This window comes from Pseudomonas sp. R4-84 (assembly GCF_054130985.1).
In genome coordinates this window covers 5,213,525-5,231,404 of the sequence record NZ_CP096390.1, presented here as the reverse complement: position 1 = coordinate 5,231,404, position 17,880 = coordinate 5,213,525, and the positions used below count along the sequence as shown (strand labels likewise).

16 protein-coding genes are annotated in these 17,880 nt (G+C 60.5%); 7 read left to right on the top strand and 9 right to left on the bottom strand.

Translation table 11 applies throughout. The features are described 5' to 3' along the window. Positions 1 to 119 precede the first annotated feature (119 nt). Positions 120 to 1,649, bottom strand: a complete 1,530-nt coding sequence (gpmI, locus tag M1D68_RS23635; RefSeq protein WP_420766333.1) for a 2,3-bisphosphoglycerate-independent phosphoglycerate mutase — start codon at positions 1,647 to 1,649, stop codon at positions 120 to 122. A gap of 152 nt (positions 1,650 to 1,801) precedes the next feature. Between gpmI and M1D68_RS23630 the strand changes: the two genes are divergently transcribed. The 3 genes from M1D68_RS23630 to secB are packed head-to-tail and all read left to right on the top strand — an operon-like array spanning position 1,802 to position 2,992. After that, on the top strand, positions 1,802 to 2,215 hold the full coding sequence (locus M1D68_RS23630) for a rhodanese-like domain-containing protein (RefSeq protein ID WP_420766332.1): 414 nt from the start codon (positions 1,802 to 1,804) through the stop codon (positions 2,213 to 2,215). A gap of 1 nt (position 2,216) precedes the next feature. Continuing rightward, the gene (gene grxC, locus M1D68_RS23625) at positions 2,217 to 2,471 is read left to right on the top strand and encodes a glutaredoxin 3 (RefSeq protein ID WP_434608259.1); all 255 of its coding nucleotides are present in this window, start codon (positions 2,217 to 2,219) and stop codon (positions 2,469 to 2,471) included. 38 nt (positions 2,472 to 2,509) lie between these two features. Next, complete coding sequence (gene secB / locus M1D68_RS23620) at positions 2,510 to 2,992, top strand: protein-export chaperone SecB (protein ID WP_420766331.1); 483 nt, start codon at positions 2,510 to 2,512, stop codon at positions 2,990 to 2,992. A 145-nt stretch (positions 2,993 to 3,137) separates the two neighbouring features. On the opposite strand, the gene trmL is transcribed toward secB, so the two are convergent. Then, a complete protein-coding gene (trmL, locus tag M1D68_RS23615) occupies positions 3,138 to 3,593 on the bottom strand; it encodes a tRNA (uridine(34)/cytosine(34)/5-carboxymethylaminomethyluridine(34)-2'-O)-methyltransferase TrmL (RefSeq protein ID WP_457968560.1) in 456 nt (151 codons plus the stop codon). On the opposite strand from trmL, the gene M1D68_RS23610 reads away from it, so the two are divergent. Further along, positions 3,592 to 4,032 carry a hypothetical protein gene (locus M1D68_RS23610; protein WP_457968558.1) on the top strand — a complete coding sequence of 147 codons (441 nt, stop codon included), beginning with the start codon at positions 3,592 to 3,594 and terminating at the stop codon, positions 4,030 to 4,032. The genes trmL and M1D68_RS23610 overlap by 2 nt on opposite strands. Positions 4,033 to 4,538: 506 nt before the next feature. Here the strand turns inward: M1D68_RS23610 and ntrC are convergent. From ntrC to glnA, 6 genes are all read right to left on the bottom strand, one after another. Continuing rightward, positions 4,539 to 5,975 carry a nitrogen regulation protein NR(I) gene (ntrC, locus tag M1D68_RS23605; RefSeq protein ID WP_420766328.1) on the bottom strand — a complete coding sequence of 479 codons (1,437 nt, stop codon included), beginning with the start codon at positions 5,973 to 5,975 and terminating at the stop codon, positions 4,539 to 4,541. Further along, positions 5,972 to 7,057 carry a nitrogen regulation protein NR(II) gene (gene glnL, locus M1D68_RS23600; RefSeq protein ID WP_420766327.1) on the bottom strand — a complete coding sequence of 362 codons (1,086 nt, stop codon included), beginning with the start codon at positions 7,055 to 7,057 and terminating at the stop codon, positions 5,972 to 5,974. The genes ntrC and glnL overlap by 4 nt, the downstream gene beginning before the upstream one ends. A 254-nt stretch (positions 7,058 to 7,311) precedes the next feature. Further along, a complete protein-coding gene (locus tag M1D68_RS23595) occupies positions 7,312 to 7,938 on the bottom strand; it encodes a DUF4124 domain-containing protein (protein WP_457968555.1) in 627 nt (208 codons plus the stop codon). Continuing rightward, positions 7,935 to 8,453 carry a DUF4124 domain-containing protein gene (locus M1D68_RS23590; RefSeq protein WP_457968553.1) on the bottom strand — a complete coding sequence of 173 codons (519 nt, stop codon included), beginning with the start codon at positions 8,451 to 8,453 and terminating at the stop codon, positions 7,935 to 7,937. Before M1D68_RS23590 ends, M1D68_RS23595 begins: the two co-directional genes overlap by 4 nt. Positions 8,454 to 8,588: 135 nt before the next feature. Then, positions 8,589 to 9,146, bottom strand: coding sequence for a chorismate mutase (locus M1D68_RS23585; protein WP_457968551.1), 558 nt, complete (start codon positions 9,144 to 9,146; stop codon positions 8,589 to 8,591). A gap of 121 nt (positions 9,147 to 9,267) precedes the next feature. Then, positions 9,268 to 10,674, bottom strand: coding sequence for a type I glutamate--ammonia ligase (gene glnA, locus M1D68_RS23580; RefSeq protein ID WP_014336114.1), 1,407 nt, complete (start codon positions 10,672 to 10,674; stop codon positions 9,268 to 9,270). A gap of 328 nt (positions 10,675 to 11,002) precedes the next feature. Between glnA and thiI the strand changes: the two genes are divergently transcribed. Both thiI and typA read left to right on the top strand, forming a co-directional pair. Further along, positions 11,003 to 12,457, top strand: a complete 1,455-nt coding sequence (gene thiI, locus M1D68_RS23575; RefSeq protein WP_420766324.1) for a tRNA uracil 4-sulfurtransferase ThiI — start codon at positions 11,003 to 11,005, stop codon at positions 12,455 to 12,457. A 134-nt stretch (positions 12,458 to 12,591) separates the two neighbouring features. Then, positions 12,592 to 14,412: a translational GTPase TypA gene (gene typA, locus M1D68_RS23570; RefSeq protein WP_420766323.1), complete on the top strand. Its 1,821-nt coding sequence runs from the start codon at positions 12,592 to 12,594 to the stop codon at positions 14,410 to 14,412. A 219-nt stretch (positions 14,413 to 14,631) separates the two neighbouring features. Here the strand turns inward: typA and M1D68_RS23565 are convergent, their stop codons facing one another. Beyond that, a complete protein-coding gene (locus M1D68_RS23565; RefSeq protein ID WP_024778075.1) occupies positions 14,632 to 15,069 on the bottom strand; it encodes a YkgJ family cysteine cluster protein in 438 nt (145 codons plus the stop codon). Positions 15,070 to 15,323: 254 nt separating this feature from the next. Between M1D68_RS23565 and M1D68_RS23560 the strand changes: the two genes are divergently transcribed. After that, a complete protein-coding gene (locus M1D68_RS23560; RefSeq protein WP_420766322.1) occupies positions 15,324 to 17,774 on the top strand; it encodes a glycogen/starch/alpha-glucan phosphorylase in 2,451 nt (816 codons plus the stop codon). The last annotated feature ends 106 nt before the right edge of the window (positions 17,775 to 17,880 follow it).

The following is a 17,880-nucleotide window of genomic DNA, read 5'->3' as shown; positions in this document are numbered from 1 at the left end:
TGGGCTGCGAAGCAGCCCCTCGACAGTAGATCAGGCCAGAAGCCTTTGCGATGGCTGCGCCATCGAGCGGGAGCAAGCTCCCTCGCCACACAAGCTGTGCTCAAACCTGCGACGCTTCGTCAGACCAGGATCGAAGTCCCGGTCATCTCCGCCGGTTTCTCCATGCCCAGCAACATCAGCATGGTCGGTGCCACGTCAGCCAGCACGCCGCCGTCGCGGACCTTGAAGTCGCGCTTGCCGACATAAATGAACGGCACCGGCTCGGTGGTGTGGGCGGTGTGGGCCTGGCCGGTGGACTCATCGGACATTTGCTCGACATTGCCATGGTCCGCCGTGATCAGGGCTTCGCCGCCGACTTTTTCCAAGGCGTCGACGATGCGACCCACGCAGGTGTCCAAGCATTCAACGGCCTTGACCGCCGCCTCGAACACGCCGCTATGGCCCACCATGTCGCCGTTGGCGTAGTTGACCACGATTACGTCGTAGCGCTGGTTCTCGATGGCATCGACGATGCGGTCGGTCACTTCCGGCGCGCTCATTTCCGGCTGCAGGTCATAGGTGGCGACTTTCGGCGAGGGGATCAGGATGCGTTCTTCGCCCGGGAAGGGTTCTTCACGGCCACCGGAGAAGAAGAACGTCACGTGGGCGTATTTTTCGGTTTCGGCGATGCGCAGCTGGGTCTTGCCGTTTTTCGCCAAGTAGTCGCCCAGCACGTTGTCCAGGCTGCCGGCGGCAAAGGCGGATGGCGCGGGAATGCTGGCGGCGTATTGAGTCAGCATCACGAAGCCGGCCAGTTTCGGCTGGCGGGCGCGCTCGAATTCCTTGAAATCATCTTCGACAAATACGCGGGTCAGTTCGCGGGCACGGTCGGCACGGAAGTTCATGAACACCACGGCGTCGCCGTCTTCGACTTTTACCGGCTCGCCGAGGGTGGTGGCCTTGACGAATTCGTCGCTTTCGCCGCGTTCATAAGCCGCTTGCAGACCCTCTTGCGCGGTGGCGGCATGGAATTCGGCATTGCCGTCGACGATCAGGTTGTAGGCCTGGGCGACGCGGTCCCAGCGATTGTCACGGTCCATGGCGAAATAACGGCCGATCAGGCTGGCGATCCGGCCCTTGCCCAACGCCTTGAAGGTGTCGTCCAGTACTTTGATCGACGACTCGGCGCTCTTGGGCGGCGTGTCGCGACCATCGAGGAAGGCGTGCAGGTAGATGTTCTGGGCGCCGCGCTTGGCAGCGAGTTCGGCCATGGCGACCAGGTGGTCCTGGTGGCTGTGCACGCCGCCGTCCGACAGCAGACCCATGAAGTGCACGGCCTTGCCAGCGGCCACTGCTTTGTCCACGGCGGCGCAGATGGTGGGGTTTTCGAAGAAGTCGCCGTCGCGGATCGACTTGGTCACGCGGGTGAAGTCCTGGTAAACCACGCGGCCCGCGCCGAGGTTCATGTGGCCGACCTCGGAGTTGCCCATCTGCCCGTCCGGCAGGCCGACGTCCATGCCGCTGCCGGAGATCAAGCCGTTCGGCACGGTGGCCCACAGGCGATCGAGCACAGGCTTCCTGGCCGCGTATACGGCGTTGGATTCGTGGCTGTCACTGTGACCGAAGCCGTCCAGAATCATCAGGACCAAAGGTTTAGGCGTGGTAGTCATGGAATCCACTCGTGGCTGGTTAAAAGAAGACGATGGAAAAGGGACGGGCAGTTTAAAGGTAAGTTCCGGTGCCGTCACCGCCGGGCGGGGTTTGGCCGGCCTTGCGTGCTGTGTATACTGGCCGACATTTTAACGCCCTGGAACCTCCTTCGATGGTTGCTCACCTGATTGAATTTGCCACTAACCACTACATTCTCGTCGGTATCTTCGTCGTACTGCTGGCTTTGCTGGTTGCCCACACGATGCAGGGCGGCGGTCGCAGCCTGAGCACTGGCGAGCTGACCGCGCTGGTCAACAAGGACGCCGGCGTCGTGGTCGATATTCGTCCGAGCAAGGACTACGCCGCCGGTCACATTGTCGGCGCGCTGAACATCCCTCAGGACAAACTGGTCGCACGCGTAGGCGAACTGGAAAAACACAAGGCCAAGACGGTAATCCTGGTCGACGCCCAAGGCCAGCAGGCCGGGACCCTCGCCCGCGAACTGATGAAGTCCGGCTTCACCGCCGCCAAACTGTCCGGTGGCGTTGCAAGCTGGAAAGCCGACAATCTGCCCCTGGTGAAGTGACATGCCCCACGTTGTTGTCTATTCCAGCGATTACTGCCCCTACTGCTCCCGAGCCAAGCACTTGCTCCAAAGCAAAGGCGTGGCTTTCGAAGAGATCAAGGTCGACGGCAAGCCGCAACTGCGCGCCGAAATGACCCAGAAGGCCCGGCGTACTTCCGTGCCGCAGATCTGGATCGGCGGCACTCACGTGGGCGGTTGCGATGACCTGTATGCCTTGGAGCGCGCCGGCAAGCTTGACGCGCTGCTCAAGGCTTGAATTCCTTATCAATAGAACTGAAGTAAGAAGGATCTGCGATGACTGACCAACAGAACACTGCTGCCACTGAAGAAGAAGCCGCACCGCAATTCTCCTTGCAGCGCATCTATGTCCGTGACCTGTCCTTCGAGGCCCCGAAAAGCCCGGCGATCTTTCGTCAGCAGTGGGAGCCGAGCGTGGCCCTGGACCTGAACACCCGTCAGAAAGCCCTGGAAGAAGATTTCCACGAAGTGGTGCTGACCCTGTCCGTGACCGTGAAAAACGGTGACGAAGTGGCGTTCATTGCCGAAGTCCAGCAAGCCGGTATCTTCCTGATCAAGAACCTCGACGCCGCTTCGATGAGCCACACCCTGGGCGCCTTCTGCCCGAACATCCTGTTCCCTTACGCTCGCGAAACCCTGGACAGCCTGGTGACCCGCGGTTCGTTCCCGGCCCTGATGCTGGCTCCGGTGAACTTCGATGCTCTGTACGCACAAGAGCTGCAGCGCATGCAAGAGGAAGGCGGCGCGACCGTTCAGTAATCCGTTCCATAGCCAGGCACAAAACCTGTGGGAGCGAGCCTGCTCGCGAAAGCGGTATGTCAGTCAGCAGTGAGTTGACAGATACACCGCTATCGCGAGCAGGCTCGCTCCCACAGGGGTTTCTGGCCCGGGATTGTCAATCTTGTTACCGGAAGCCGTTCTGCCGCCACGCCTCGTAAACCGCCACTGCCACGGTGTTGGACAGGTTCAGGCTGCGGCTGCCTTCGCGCATCGGCAGGCGCAGGCGCTGTTCCGCCGGCAGGGCGTCGAGCACATCGGCCGGCAGGCCGCGACTTTCGGGGCCGAACAGAAACGCATCACCGGCAACGAAACTGGCGTCATGAAACGGCCGTGAACCCTTGGTGGTGAACGCGAACAGACGTGGGTGTCCCAGGCTTTCCAGACAACTGGCGAGGTCGGCGTGCCGCTGCAAAGTGGCATACTCGTGATAATCGAGGCCCGCGCGGCGCAGACGCTTGTCGTCCATCTCGAAGCCCAGCGGTTCGATCAAATGCAAGTGGCAGCCGCTGTTGGCGCACAGCCTGATGACGTTGCCGGTATTGGGCGGTATTTCCGGTTGAAAAAGGATGACGTGAAACATGCACGGCTCCGCAGATAAAGATGAGCGGCATTCTACGCCGCAAACCGACCGACGTTCGAAGCTATTGCCTCGGGTGCTGGGCTCGCTGGCGATCTTCGGCATGATGGTCGGGCTGATGATCGGCCGTCTGACCACGCCTGACCACAGTGCGCTGCAACAGATCGAGGCGGGCGATGGGGTGTTGGTAGCCTGGTTCAACAATGAACCCAAGCTCCACGGGGAAATCGTCGACGGCTCCGTGGCGCTGTTGTTCCAGGCCGAAGGTCGACCGCAGAAGGGCCAGCTCAAGCTCAACGGCAAGGACGTGAATTGGCGGGTGCGGTTGAGTGACAAGGGGTTGTTGCTGATGCTGGTGGCGGCGCGTCCGTTGCGAGGGGAATGGGCCGGCAGCGAAGTCGATGACCGCTGGCGGCTGGAGATCCGTCTCCAAGAGCAATAAAAGAGGGAATCCCCGGCCTGCCTGTACCAAGGTTCCCAAAACGGGAGGGCTCGCGCTTGGCGCAGAGCCCTGGGTGTAAAGAAGGGAAACCTTGACCTGCCTGTATCAAGGCCCCCAAAACAGCGGGGCTCGAGAGCCCGGTATAAAAGAGGGGAATCCCCGGCCTGCCTGTACCAAGGTCCCCAAAACTGGGTAGTGACCTAGCTATTGCAGGGGGCGTGCCAGTTTTAAACGGCTTGTCACAAAAACACTGCTGTGAATGAGCAAAGCCCCGTATTCCGGGGCTTTGGCTTTTGTGTGGGCTGGTTTTCCTAGCATGGTCCACCGGCTTTTGGCTTGTTACAGTGGGGCAATTGCAGCCCGCAGTGCATTGAAGCGGTGCACAAAACCTTTAAAAGCATCGCGAGCAGGCTGCTCTCACAGTAGCTCTGTGTCGTTCCCAAAACCTGTGGGAGCGAGCCTGCTCGCGATTGGGCCTTCAAATTCAGTGAAGGATCAAAGGCTGATCAACCCTCATCTCCCTCATCGTCATCCCCACCATCGACCTTCATCCCCAATTCCTTGATCTTGCGGGTCAAGGTATTGCGGCCCCAGCCCAGCAGCACGGCGGCGTCGCGGCGGCGGCCGGCGGTGTGCTTGAGGGCGGTCTCGATCATGATGCGTTCGAAGCTCGGCACGGCGCTGTCCAGCAGGCTCGATTGGCCGCGGGCCAACGCCTGGTCGGCCCACTGGCGCAGGGCCTGTTCCCAATTGGTCACCGGCGCCGAATCTTGTGGCAGGCTCAACAGCTCGGGTGGCAGGTCGCTGATATGCACTTCGCGCCCCGAAGCCATTACCGTGATCCAGCGGCAAGTGTTCTCCAATTGGCGCACGTTGCCGGGCCATGGCAGGTTCTTGAGGTATTCCTCGGTTTCGCTCTTGAGCAGCTTGGGCTCCACGGCCAGTTCCTGAGCGGCACGGCCCAGGAAATGCCGGGCCAGGGTCGGGATGTCTTCGCGGCGGTCGGCCAGGCGCGGTATGTGGATGCGGATCACGTTCAGGCGATGGAACAAGTCTTCCCGGAATTTACCGGCGTGGACCAGGGTTTCCAGGTTCTGGTGGGTCGCGGCGATGATCCGCACATCCACTTTGACCGGCGTATGGCCGCCTACGCGATAGAACTCACCGTCCGCCAATACCCGAAGCAGGCGGGTCTGGGTGTCGGCCGGCATGTCGCCGATTTCGTCAAGGAACAAGGTGCCGCCATCGGCCTGTTCGAAGCGTCCGCGTCGAAGGTTGGCCGCGCCGGTAAACGCACCTTTTTCATGGCCGAACAGCTCGGATTCCATCAGATCCTTGGGAATCGCCGCCATGTTCAAAGCAATGAATGGCGACGCCGCCCGGGGACTGTGACGGTGGAGGGCATGGGCAACCAATTCCTTGCCAGTGCCCGACTCGCCGTTGATCAGCACGGTGATGTTGGAATGGCTCAGGCGGCCGATGGCGCGAAACACTTCCTGCATCGCCGGCGCTTCGCCGATGATTTCCGGGGTGCGGGCCAGGGCTGGCACTTCTTCCAGGCCTTGTTGTTCCTGGGCATGCTGGTTGGCGCGCTTGACCAGGGACACGGCTTCGTCGACGTCGAACGGCTTGGGCAGGTATTCGAACGCACCGCCCTGGTAGGACGCGACGGCGCTGTCCAGGTCGGAATGAGCGGTCATGATGATCACCGGCAGCCGCGGATGCTGCTCGCGAATCCTCGCCAGCAGGTCCAGGCCACTGGCGCCGGGCATGCGGATGTCGGAGATGATGACGTCCGGCTGCTGACGGGCCAGGCGGCTCATCACCCCATCGGCGCTGTCGAAGCTCTGGGTGGTCATGCCTTCCTGTTGCAAGGCTTTTTCCAGGACCCAGCGGATAGAACGGTCGTCATCGACGATCCACACGGTTTCACTACGGCTCATGTCGATGTGGCTCCTTGTTCCAGTGGCAGGAAGATCGAGAAAGTGGTGTGGCCAGGGTGGCTTTCACATTCGATCAAGCCCTGATGCTGACTGATGATGTTCTGGGTGATGGACAGCCCCAGCCCGGTACCGTCCGGGCGGCCGCTGACCATGGGAAAGAAGATGGTTTCCTGCAGCTCGGCAGGGATCCCCGGGCCGTTGTCGATGATTTCGATCTTGGTCACCAGGCGATGACGCACATGGCCGATGGTGAACTGGCGCATGGCGCGGGTGCGAAGGCTGATGCGGCCCAGGCGCAGCTCGTTCTGGCTGCTGATGGCCTGCATGGCGTTGCGCACGATGTTCAGCACGGCCTGGATCATCTGCTCGCGGTCGATCAGGACGTCGGGGATGCTCGGGTCGTAGTCGCGCACCAACGTGATGCAGCCCTGGCTTTCCGCTTCGACCAGGCTGCTGACGCGCTCCAGCACTTCGTGGACGTTGCACATCGCCAGGGACGGAAGCTTGTTCGAGCCGAGCATGCGGTCCACCAGGTTCCGCAGGCGGTCGGCTTCTTCGATGATGACGTTGGTGTAGTCCTTGAGGCTTTCTTCCGGCAGCTCACGGGCGAGCAACTGCGCCGCGCCACGTATGCCGCCAAGCGGATTCTTGATCTCGTGGGCGAGGCCGCGCACCAGCATCTTGCTGGTTTCCTGCTTGGACAATTGCGCCTCTTCCTTGGTGATGCGCAGCAGGCGATCACGGGGATGGACTTCCAGCAACAGGAGGGTGGCGTGGTTGTTCAGGATAGGCGTTACCGCGTAGTCGACGGTCAGGGTCTGGCCGGTCAGGGCGGTGAGCATGGCTTCGCGCTTGGTGAATGGGTGGGCCTGCTCGACGGCCTGGCGCAGGGAGTTGAGCGCTTCGGCGGATTCGGTAAACAGTTCGCTGATGAACTGCCCATGGCTGCGCTGGCCACTGACAGCCAAGAGCATCTCCGCCGCCGGGTTCATGTACTCAAGGCGCAGTTCGGCGTCGAGCAGGATGGTCGCGGTGGTGAGATTGTCGAGCAGCAAGCGGTGTAGTGCGTCGCTAATGGTCATCAGGACCTCTTTTAAAGCGTAGCAATTGGAGGCAAGCCCTCTAATTGCGCGTGCGATTAATGCGCTGATACCAGGAAAATGCAAAAACCAAACCAAGGCTCCGAAAAGAAGCGTTTAAAGCCTCAATCAGCCTTTGTGCGCTCGTTTACGCGGCGTTCTGCCAGCGCTTTCGGGTAGTTTCGAACCAAAATGGGTTGGTATCTGGGTAGGGCGTGCGGAGCCTGCACCAATATGGTGCTCCATCTCTTGAGGTATTAGAAGAACGGCAGGATGCTGCTTTCTTCCTCCTTGGGCTTGTCGGCGAGCGGGCATTCGGGACGTTGGCCGTAATCGGCCTTTGTGCAAGGTTTGACGCGGCGCTTCTGTGCCAGGGACATGCGCTGCATGTGGAAGGGTTGGTTGGCGGTGCGTTCGACGATACGGTCTTGCTCATCGAGGATTTCAACCGCCAGTTGATGGCTGCCACGGTCGATATTCTTCAACGCGAATACCGGGCTGGGCCCTGCGGCGCCGGTGGGTTTGCCATCCAGCAGCAGGCGGTAGCGATGGCCTTTCTGCAGGCCGGGTTCGCTGGTGGCGGTGACGATCAGCTCCCCGGCGGTGCTGCGTATCGTGGCGTCCGGTTCGGGAATCAGCAGCCGGAGCATCTCGTAACGAAACAATGGTTCGGGTCGCGGTTCCTCCGGTGGCGCCGTTGAGGTTGTACCCGGGGGCGGCGCCTGCATCCGGTTGCCCGGTGATAGCTGCAGTTTCTTGGCACTGCCGGGGCGGGGCTGGTCGGTGAAGACACGATTGCCCTGGGCGTCGATGTAGGTATAGACCTGCGCCAGGCCCGGCGATGCGCTCAACAGCAGGGCTGCGGCGAGTAACCAGCGGCTCAAGGAACGTGTACCCGCTGCACGGTGAAGGTGACGGTTTCGCTCTGCTGCACCAGGCGCTCGCCGTCGATGACCTGGACTGCGAGGCTGTGCTCGCCGCGATCGATGTTCATCAATTGCAGCCGTGGCACATTGCTAGGCTGGCCATAGGGCTGGCCGTCCAGCAGCAACCTGAACAGGTGGGGGCTATGCAGGCGCGGTTGTGTCCGAACGCCGACGGTGAAAGTGCCATTGTTGGCGCGCAGGGCCTCATCGGTGGGAATGTCGGTCAGTTCCAGCAGGTCGTAGGCGTTGCGCGGCGCGTCGTTGTTTTGCGCAGGTGCGGGCGTTTCCGGGGTGGTCGGAGCCTGGGTTTCAACGCTGTTGAGCGGCGGCAACTCCACCGCCTGGGCCGGCACGCCGTCGGGCGGCTGGTTGCTGTAGGCGGTGTTGCCGTTGGCGTCGGTGTATTTGTAGATCTGCGCGGCGGCGGGCAGCGTCAGCAGCAACAAAAAGAAGATTGAGAAACCACGACCCATGGAAAAATTGACCGAAAACAAGAGGTGATAGTTGCAGCATAGGTCACGGTGGGCGGTTGGCCAAAGTGTTGCGCCCAGCCCAGAGCCCGCCTCATCGCGAGCAAGCTCGCTCCCACAGGGAAAGGGGGTGTGGCCTCAGGGTTTTGTGGATATACACAGTCCGCCGGTTGCCCGGATCTGGGCCAGCCGGTGCACCGGGTGCTGTTTGTTGTGGTGGGTGGCCTGGGCCAGCCATTGCGGGCACTGTGGATCGGTGCGGTAGGGCGCGAAGTCGGCCAGTTGTTGCAGCAGGCGTTTTTGCAGGCGGTCGAGTTTAGGGCGGATCTCGCCTACCAGGTCCGGGCGCGGCAGGTCTGGCGCCTTGCCGTCCAGGGCCCAGTCGGACAAGTTGATGTATTGGACCAGTTTGTTGGCTTCTATCTGGGCGGCGAAAAACGCCTCCACCGTCTCGCCGTTCAGCTTGTAGGTGGGCGCCTGGGCCACGGCGGCGGCAATGACTTCGCGCTCGCGCGGACGGTCCTCTACGGGTTTGCCACTGTCCCATTTGCTCAATGCCACTTGATCTGCGATCAGCAGGCGTTCGCCGATGGCATTGAGCAACGGCGTCAGGGCGTCGGGGGCGTTGCTGGCCTCGGCTGTGGAACACAGCAGTGCGGCAGACAGGGCGAGGCAAATCTTCAAGCGGGAAGTCATTGGCGATCTCGTCTTGTAAGGGAAGCGGCGCACCATCATGCACGCATCCTGCGCCCATAAAAAAGGCCTCCCGAAGGAGGCCTCTCTTTAGTTCACGCCGTGCGTGGCGGCGCTTACTGGATCAGCAGCTGTAGTACAGCTCGTATTCCAGTGGGTGTACGAAGGTGCGAACCTTGATTTCTTCTTCGCTTTTCAGTGCGATGTAAGCGTCGATGAAGTCATCGCTGAATACGCCGCCCTTGGTCAGGAACGCACGGCCCTTGTCCAGCTCTTCCAGGGCTTCTTTCAGGCTGCCACAAACCTGTGGGATTTCCTTGGCCTCTTCAGGCGGCAGGTCATACAGGTTTTTGTCAGCGGCATCGCCAGGGTGGATCTTGTTCTGGATACCGTCCAGGCCGGCCATCATCAGTGCAGCGAAGGCCAGGTATGGGTTGGCAGCCGGATCCGGGAAGCGCGCTTCGATACGGCGGGCTTTCGGGCTGTTAACGTAAGGGATACGGATCGAGGCGGAACGGTTGCGAGCCGAGTAGGCCAGCATGACCGGGGCTTCGAAGCCTGGTACCAGACGCTTGTAGGAGTTGGTCGACGGGTTGGTGAAGCCGTTCAGGGCCTTACCGTGCTTGATGATGCCACCGATGAAGTACAGGGCAGTGTCCGACAGACCGGCATAACCTTCGCCAGCGAAGGTGTTCTTGCCGTCCTTGGAGATCGACATGTGCACGTGCATGCCCGAACCGTTGTCGCCGTACAGAGGCTTCGGCATGAAGGTCGCGGTGCGGCCGTAGGCGTCGGCAACGTTGTGTACGCAGTACTTCAAGGTCTGGACTTCGTCAGCCTTCTTCACCAGTGTGTTGAATTTCACACCGATTTCGTTCTGGCCGGCAGTTGCCACTTCGTGGTGGTGAACTTCGACGGTCTGGCCCATTTCTTCCAGTGCGTTGCACATGGAGGTACGGATTTCGTGGTCGAAGTCGAACGGTGGAACCGGGAAGTAGCCGCCTTTGATACCTGGACGGTGGCCTTTGTTGCCGCCTTCCACGTCCTGGTCGGACATCCACGAACCTTGTTCGGAGAAGATCTTGAACATGGAGCCGGAGATATCGGACTTGAACTTGACCGAGTCAAAGATGAAGAACTCAGGCTCTGGACCGAAGAAAGCGGTGTCGCCGATACCGGTGGACTTCAGGTATTCCTCGGCGCGGTGGGCAATGGCGCGTGGGTCGCGGTCATAGCCTTGCATGGTCGAAGGTTCGATGATGTCGCAGACCAGGATCAGGGTCGGCTCTTCGGTGAACGGGTCCAGGACGGCGGTTTCGTCGTCCGGCATCAGAATCATGTCGGAGGCTTCGATGCCTTTCCAGCCGGAGATGGAAGAACCGTCGAACATCTTGCCGATTTCGAAGAATTCGTCGTCCAGCGCATCACGGGCCGGCATGGTCACGTGATGTTGAGTGCCTTTGGTGTCAGTGAAGCGCAGATCAATCCACTTGACGTCATGATCTTTGATGAGTTGAACCGACTTCGACATATGTCCTCCGGGTGGCTTCGGGCGGGTAGTGGAGTGCCCTTAGATATGGGTGATGCCGGCGCGAATACTCTGCCAAGGCAACCTGCCTCACAAGGGAGCAAATTGCATGCCAGTGCCCCACCATGGGTTTTTTGCACCAAATCCACGCTTTTACAGGCGCAAATCAAAGATTGTCAGACAATAACGCACTGCAATGTGGCGCCGTCATTCGATAATGACCCGTTTTGGTGCATGCAAAACCATCTGCACATAAACTGGTTAAACCTTGAGCAATTTCCGCTATAATCCGCGCCCCCCTTTTTCGGCTGGCCGTTCGCGCGCTGTTTTCATGAAACTAATCGTAAAAGTCTTCCCCGAGATCACCATCAAGAGCCGCCCGGTACGGATGCGTTTCATCCGCCAGTTGGCCAAGAACATCCGTGCCGTGCTCCGTGACCTGGACCCGGCCGTGGTGGTGAACGGTGTGTGGGACAACCTCGAACTGGAAACCCGCGTCAGCGAACCCAAGCTGCTGAAGGAAATGACCGAGCGCCTGAGCTGCATGCCGGGCATCGCGCATTTCCTGCAAGTTGACGAGTACCCGCTGGGGGACTTCGACGATATCCTCGCCAAGTGCATGCTCCATTATGGTGATGCACTGGCCGGCAAGATCTTTTCGGTCCGCTGCAAGCGCGCCGGCAAGCACCCGTTCAGTTCCATGGATGTGGAACGTTATGTCGGCAGCCAATTGCGCCGGCAGTGCGGCGCCGCCGGGATCTCGCTGAAAGATCCGCAGGTTGAAGTGCGCATCGAAATTCGCGACCAGCGGTTGTTCGTGATCCACAGCCAGCACGACAGCATCGGCGGTTACCCGTTAGGGTCACTGGAGCAAACGCTGGTGCTGATGTCCGGTGGCTTCGATTCCACCGTCGCCGCTTACCAGATCATGCGTCGCGGCCTGATGAGCCATTTCTGCTTCTTCAACCTCGGCGGGCGCGCCCATGAGCTGGGCGTGATGGAAGTGGCGCACTTCATCTGGAAGAAGTACGGCAGCTCCCAGCGCGTGTTATTTGTGAGCGTGCCGTTCGAAGAAGTCCTGGGCGAGATTCTCGGCAAAGTCGATAACAGTCATATGGGCGTCATTTTGAAGCGTATGATGTTGCGTGCCGCGACGAGCATCGCCGACCGCCTGCACATCGACGCGCTGGTGACCGGCGAGGCGATTTCCCAGGTATCGAGCCAGACGCTGCCGAACCTGTCGGTGATCGACTGCGTGACCGAGAAACTCGTGCTGCGCCCGCTGATCGCCAGCCACAAGCAGGACATCATCGACACGGCGAACGAGATCGGCACCGCCGATTTCGCCCGGCACATGCCCGAGTACTGCGGGGTCATCTCGGTCAATCCGAAGACGGCGGCCAAGCGCGGGCGCGTGGAGCATGAAGAGAAAGAATTCGACATGGCGGTACTCGAGCGCGCGATCGAGAACGCCAGGCTGGTACCGATCGATCGGGTCATCGACGAATTGGGCCAGGACATCCAGATTGAAGAAGTCGGCGAAGCGCTGGCCGGTCAGATCATCATCGACATCCGTCACCCGGACGATGCTGAGGACGACCCGCTGAGTATCGCCGGCGTCGAGGTACAAACGATGCCGTTCTATGCAGTGAACGCGCGTTTCAAGGAACTGGACCCTACTCGCCAGTACCTGCTGTATTGCGACAAAGGCGTGATGAGTCGCCTGCATGCTCACCATTTGCTCAGTGAGGGGCATGCCAATGTGCGCGTTTATCGACCGAGCTAAGTGCCCGGGGCTGTTTGCCTGTGGCCTGCGTCACCGGCCCCCCGACGCCGCCGACACGCTGTAACTGTCGGACTCTACTGTAAATCGCTGCCACGACCTGTCAGCACACCGAATCCTCTGATCGAGATACACAAGTGATCGAAAATCTACGCAACATCGCCATCATTGCTCACGTTGACCATGGTAAGACCACCCTGGTAGACAAACTCTTGCGTCAATCCGGCACCCTGGAGCGCAACGAGCTCAACGACGAGCGCGTGATGGACTCCAACGACCAGGAAAAAGAGCGCGGTATTACCATCCTGGCGAAAAACACCGCCATCAACTGGAACGGCTACCACATCAACATCGTGGACACCCCGGGCCACGCCGACTTCGGTGGCGAAGTAGAGCGCGTGATGTCGATGGTCGACTCCGTGCTGCTGCTGGTTGACGCCCAGGACGGCCCTATGCCGCAAACCCGTTTCGTGACCAAGAAGGCCTTCGAAGCCGGCCTGCGTCCGATCGTGTGCATCAACAAGGTTGACCGTCCAGGCGCGCGTCCGGACTGGGTTCTGGATCAGATCTTCGACCTGTTCGACAACCTGGGCGCCACCGAAGAACAGCTGGACTTCAAAGTCGTCTACGCCTCGGCCCTGAACGGCATTGCCGGTCTGGACCACACCGACATGGCTGAAGACATGACCCCGCTGTACCAGTCGATCGTCGACAACGTACCTGCACCGGCCGTTGACCGTGACGGTCCGTTCCAAATGCAGATCTCGGCACTGGACTACAACAGCTTCCTGGGTGTGATCGGTGTTGGCCGTATCGCCCGTGGTCGCGTCAAGCCGAACACCCCGGTCGTGGCTATCGGCGCAGACGGCAAGCGCCGCAACGGTCGTATCCTGAAGCTGATGGGTCACCATGGCCTGCATCGCGTTGACGTCGAAGAAGCTGCCGCCGGCGACATCGTCTGCATCAGCGGTATGGACTCGCTGTTCATCTCCGACACCCTGTGCCACCCGGACACCGTTGAAGCGATGAAGCCGTTGACCGTCGACGAGCCGACCGTTTCCATGACCTTCCAGGTCAACGACTCGCCATTCTGCGGTAAAGAAGGCAAGTTCGTGACGTCCCGTAACATCAAGGAACGTCTGGACAAAGAGCTGCTGTACAACGTTGCACTGCGCGTTGAAGAAGGCGACTCGGCTGATAAGTTCAAGGTTTCCGGCCGTGGCGAACTGCACCTTTCGGTACTGATCGAAACCATGCGTCGCGAAGGCTTCGAAATGGCTGTAGGCCGTCCGGAAGTGATCATCCGTCTGGTTGACGGTGTGAAGCACGAACCGTTCGAAAACGTCACCATCGACCTGCCGGAAGAATCCCAGGGCAAGGTGATGGAAGAGATGGGCCTGCGTAAGGGCGACCTGACCAACATGGTGCCGGATGGCAAAGGCCGTGTACGTCTGGAATACAACATCCCTGCTCGCGGTCTGATCGGTTTCCGTAACCAGTTCCTGACCCTGACCAACGGTGCTGGCATCCTGACCTCGATCTTCGACCGTTACGACGTGATGAAGTCGGGCGACATGTCCGGCCGTCAGAATGGCGTTCTGGTTTCGGTTGAAACCGGTAAGGCACTGACCTACTCCCTGGAAACCCTCCAGGCGCGTGGCAAGCTGTTCGTCGAGCACGGCCAGGAAATCTACGGCGGCCAGATCGTTGGTCTGAACAGCCGTGACAACGACCTGGGCGTGAACCCTACCAAGGGCAAGAAGCTCGACAACATGCGTGCTTCGGGTAAAGACGAAACCATCGCCCTGGTTCCACCTGTTCGCTTCACTCTGGAACAGGCCCTGGAATTCATCCAGGATGACGAGCTGTGCGAAGTGACGCCGAAGTCGATCCGCCTGCGCAAGAAGATCCTGGACGAAAGCGAGCGTACCCGCGCCGCCAAGAAAGCCAAGGCCTGATTTAGCCCAGGCTGAATGAAAAACGCCCCCGGTTGTGAGACCGGGGGCGTTTTTTTGTGCCTGGGATTTATGTGGCGCCTTCCAGGGCCCCTTCGCGAGCAAGCTCGCTCCCACAGGGGAGCTCTATTCGGCGCAAATTTTGCGTCAGGCACAGATTCCTTGTGGGAGCGAGCTTGCTCGCGATAGCGGTAGGCCAGTCACCGCTAAACCATTAGTCGATCAAAACCGATCCAACGTCCGAGGATTGCGCTCGCGCTCCACTTCCTTGGGCTTGTACGCGCAATAACCCGGCCGTGGCCCGACCCGTGGATGGTTGCGGCAGGTGTCCGGGCGCTTCTCGTAGATGGTGCACAGCCGGCTCTTTCGGTCCAGGTACAGGCAATCGTTGTTGCTCATGCGTTGCAACGTGAAGATTTCCGATTTCTGGTTGTAGCGCTCGACGATCCCTTCCTTTTGCAGGCGCTTGGCGATGTTCTTCGGCGGGTCGCCCAGTTCGAACTCATCGACGATGCCAATCCGGATCAGATCCTTGATCTTCACCTCCACCGGCAGCGTGCAGCAGCTCGACACGCAGGAACCGCACATCGGGGCGGAGTACTTGGCCCAGGTATCGAGTCGGTCGATCTCCGCGGCGGCGATCAGGTTGGGCTTCATCATCGGTGTGTACCAGCATGCATCAGGGCGCGCGATCATACCGGGACTGGTGAAATTTTGAACGACCATCTGCCGGTTTTTTTTGCGTCCCGACAAAACCCGCCCTTACCGGCACGGCCCCTGCATTCATTCGTCCATCGGCAATTCCTTGGCGACGATTCTCCGGCGCCGACGGAAAAACCACCGAACCAAGAGCCTTTACCGTCTGTCAGACCGACTAGGCTCAGACAATTCCATGCTCGTTCGAGGTCTCATCAATGACTCAAGAACCACTTGTTCGCGAAGCTGAGGTTGCGGCATTTCGCGACGCTGTGTTGACCAAACTCACTTATGCCGTCGGCAAGGATCCCGATCATGCGTTTGATCACGATTGGTTCGAAGCCATCGCCCTTGCCGCCCGCGACCACATGGTCGAACACTGGATGGACCACACGCGGCAGATCTACCGCAAGGGCCAGAAGCGTGTCTATTACCTCTCCCTGGAATTCCTCATCGGCCGCCTGCTCTACGACAGCCTGAGCAACCTCGGCCTGCTGGACACCGCCCGCGAAGCGCTGACCGAGCTGGGTGTCGACCTGGAACGCATTCGCCTGCTGGAGCCCGACGCGGCCCTGGGCAACGGCGGCCTTGGCCGTCTGGCGGCGTGCTTCATGGAAAGCATGTCGACACTGGGTATCGCCGGTCATGGCTACGGTATTCGTTACGAACACGGCTTGTTCCGCCAGGCGATTGTCGATGGCTGGCAACAGGAGCAGACCGAGCACTGGCTGGATTTCGGCAACCCCTGGGAGTTCGAGCGGCCTGAAGTCGTCTACCCAATCGGCTTCGGCGGCAGCGTCGAAACCGTCACCGACGAAACCGGCAAGACTCGCCAGGTGTGGTCCCCGGCCGAAACCGTGCGGGCCATCGCCTATGACACGCCGGTGGTCGGCTGGCGTGGCGCCAGCGTCAACACCTTGCGCTTGTGGCGCGCCCGGGCCATGGAAGAGCTGCACCTGGAGCGCTTCAATGCCGGCGACCACCTCGGCGCCGTAGCCGAAGTGGCCCGGGCCGAAAGTATTTCCCGCGTGCTGTATCCGGCCGACAGCACCGAGGCCGGCCAGGAGTTGCGCCTGCGCCAGGAGTACTTCTTTGTCGCCGCTTCGCTGCAGGACTTGCTGCGTCGTCATCGCAACATGCACACCTCGGTGCTGACCCTGGGCGATCACGCGGCGATCCAGCTCAACGACACGCACCCGTCCATTGCAGTGGCCGAGCTGATGCGCCAATTGGTGGACGTCTACGATGTGGCGTGGGACGCGGCCTGGCAGATCACCCAGGACACACTGTCCTACACCAACCACACGTTGCTGCCTGAGGCCCTGGAAACCTGGCCGGTAGGGTTGATGGAGCGCATGCTGCCTCGGCACATGCAGATCATCTACCTGATCAACGCCCAGCACATCGATTCGCTGCGGGCCAAGGGCGTGCATGATTTCGACGTGCTGCGCTCGGTGTCGCTGATCGAGGAAGACAACGGTCGCCGGGTGCGCATGGGCAACCTGGCGTTCCTCGGCTCCCACAGCGTCAACGGCGTGTCCGGGTTGCACACCCAGTTGATGCGCAGCACGGTGTTCTCCGAGCTGCACAAGCTCTATCCAGAGCGAATCAACAACAAGACGAACGGCATCACCTTCCGCCGCTGGCTGTTCCAGGCCAACGCCGAATTGACCTCGATGATGGTCGACGCGCTGGGGCCTGGCGTGCTCGACAACCCCGAGGAACGGCTGATCGAGCTGGAGCCGTTCGCCGACAAGCCGGCGTTCCGCAAGCAGTTCGCCGAGCAGCGGCTGCACAGCAAGAAAGCCTTGGCTTACTTGATTCACGAGCGCCTGGGCATCGCCGTCAACCCGGCGGCTATGTTCGACGTGCAGGTCAAGCGCATCCACGAATACAAACGCCAGTTGCTCAACCTGCTGCATACCGTGGCGCTGTACCAGGCGATTCGTGCCGAGCCGGAAGTGGACTGGGTACCGCGGGTGAAGATCTTCGCCGGCAAGGCCGCCGCCAGTTACCACCAGGCCAAGCTGATCATCAAGCTGACCAACGACATCGCCCGGGTGGTGAACAACGACCCGACCGTGCGCGGTCTGCTCAAAGTGGTTTTCCTGCCCAACTACAACGTCAGCCTGGCCGAAAGCATCATTCCGGCGGCGGACTTGTCGGAGCAGATTTCCACCGCCGGTTTCGAGGCGTCGGGCACCAGTAATATGAAGTTCGGCCTCAACGGCGCGCTGACCATCGGCACCATGGATGGCGCTAACGTGGAGATGCACGAGCGCGTCGGCGATGAGCACATGTTCATCTTCGGCCTGACCGCCGAGCAGGTGGAAGCGCGCAAGCGCAACGGTGAGTTCAGCGCCGCGCCGGACATCGCCGCCTCCCATCGCCTCAACGATGTGTTGCAGGCGATTCGGGGCGGGGTGTTTTCCCCGGACGATCCGATGCGCTACACCGGATTGGTGGATTCGCTGGTGGACTACGACCGCTTCCTGGTTTGCGCCGATTTCGATGCCTACTGGAACGCCCAGGCGAAGGTCGAAGAGAAGTGGCACGACTCCAAGCAATGGTGGCGCTCGGCGGTGCTCAACACCGCGCGCATGGGCTGGTTCTCCTCGGACCGGACCATTCGCGAATACGCCACCGATATCTGGAAAGCGCTGGAATAACGCATGCGAGAAATGTGAGCGAAGCCCAACGACGGTTGGGCTTCGTCGATATACTAAGCGCCTGATTCGCCGGGTTGTGAAGCCGGATTCAGTACTGGAAGCGCCA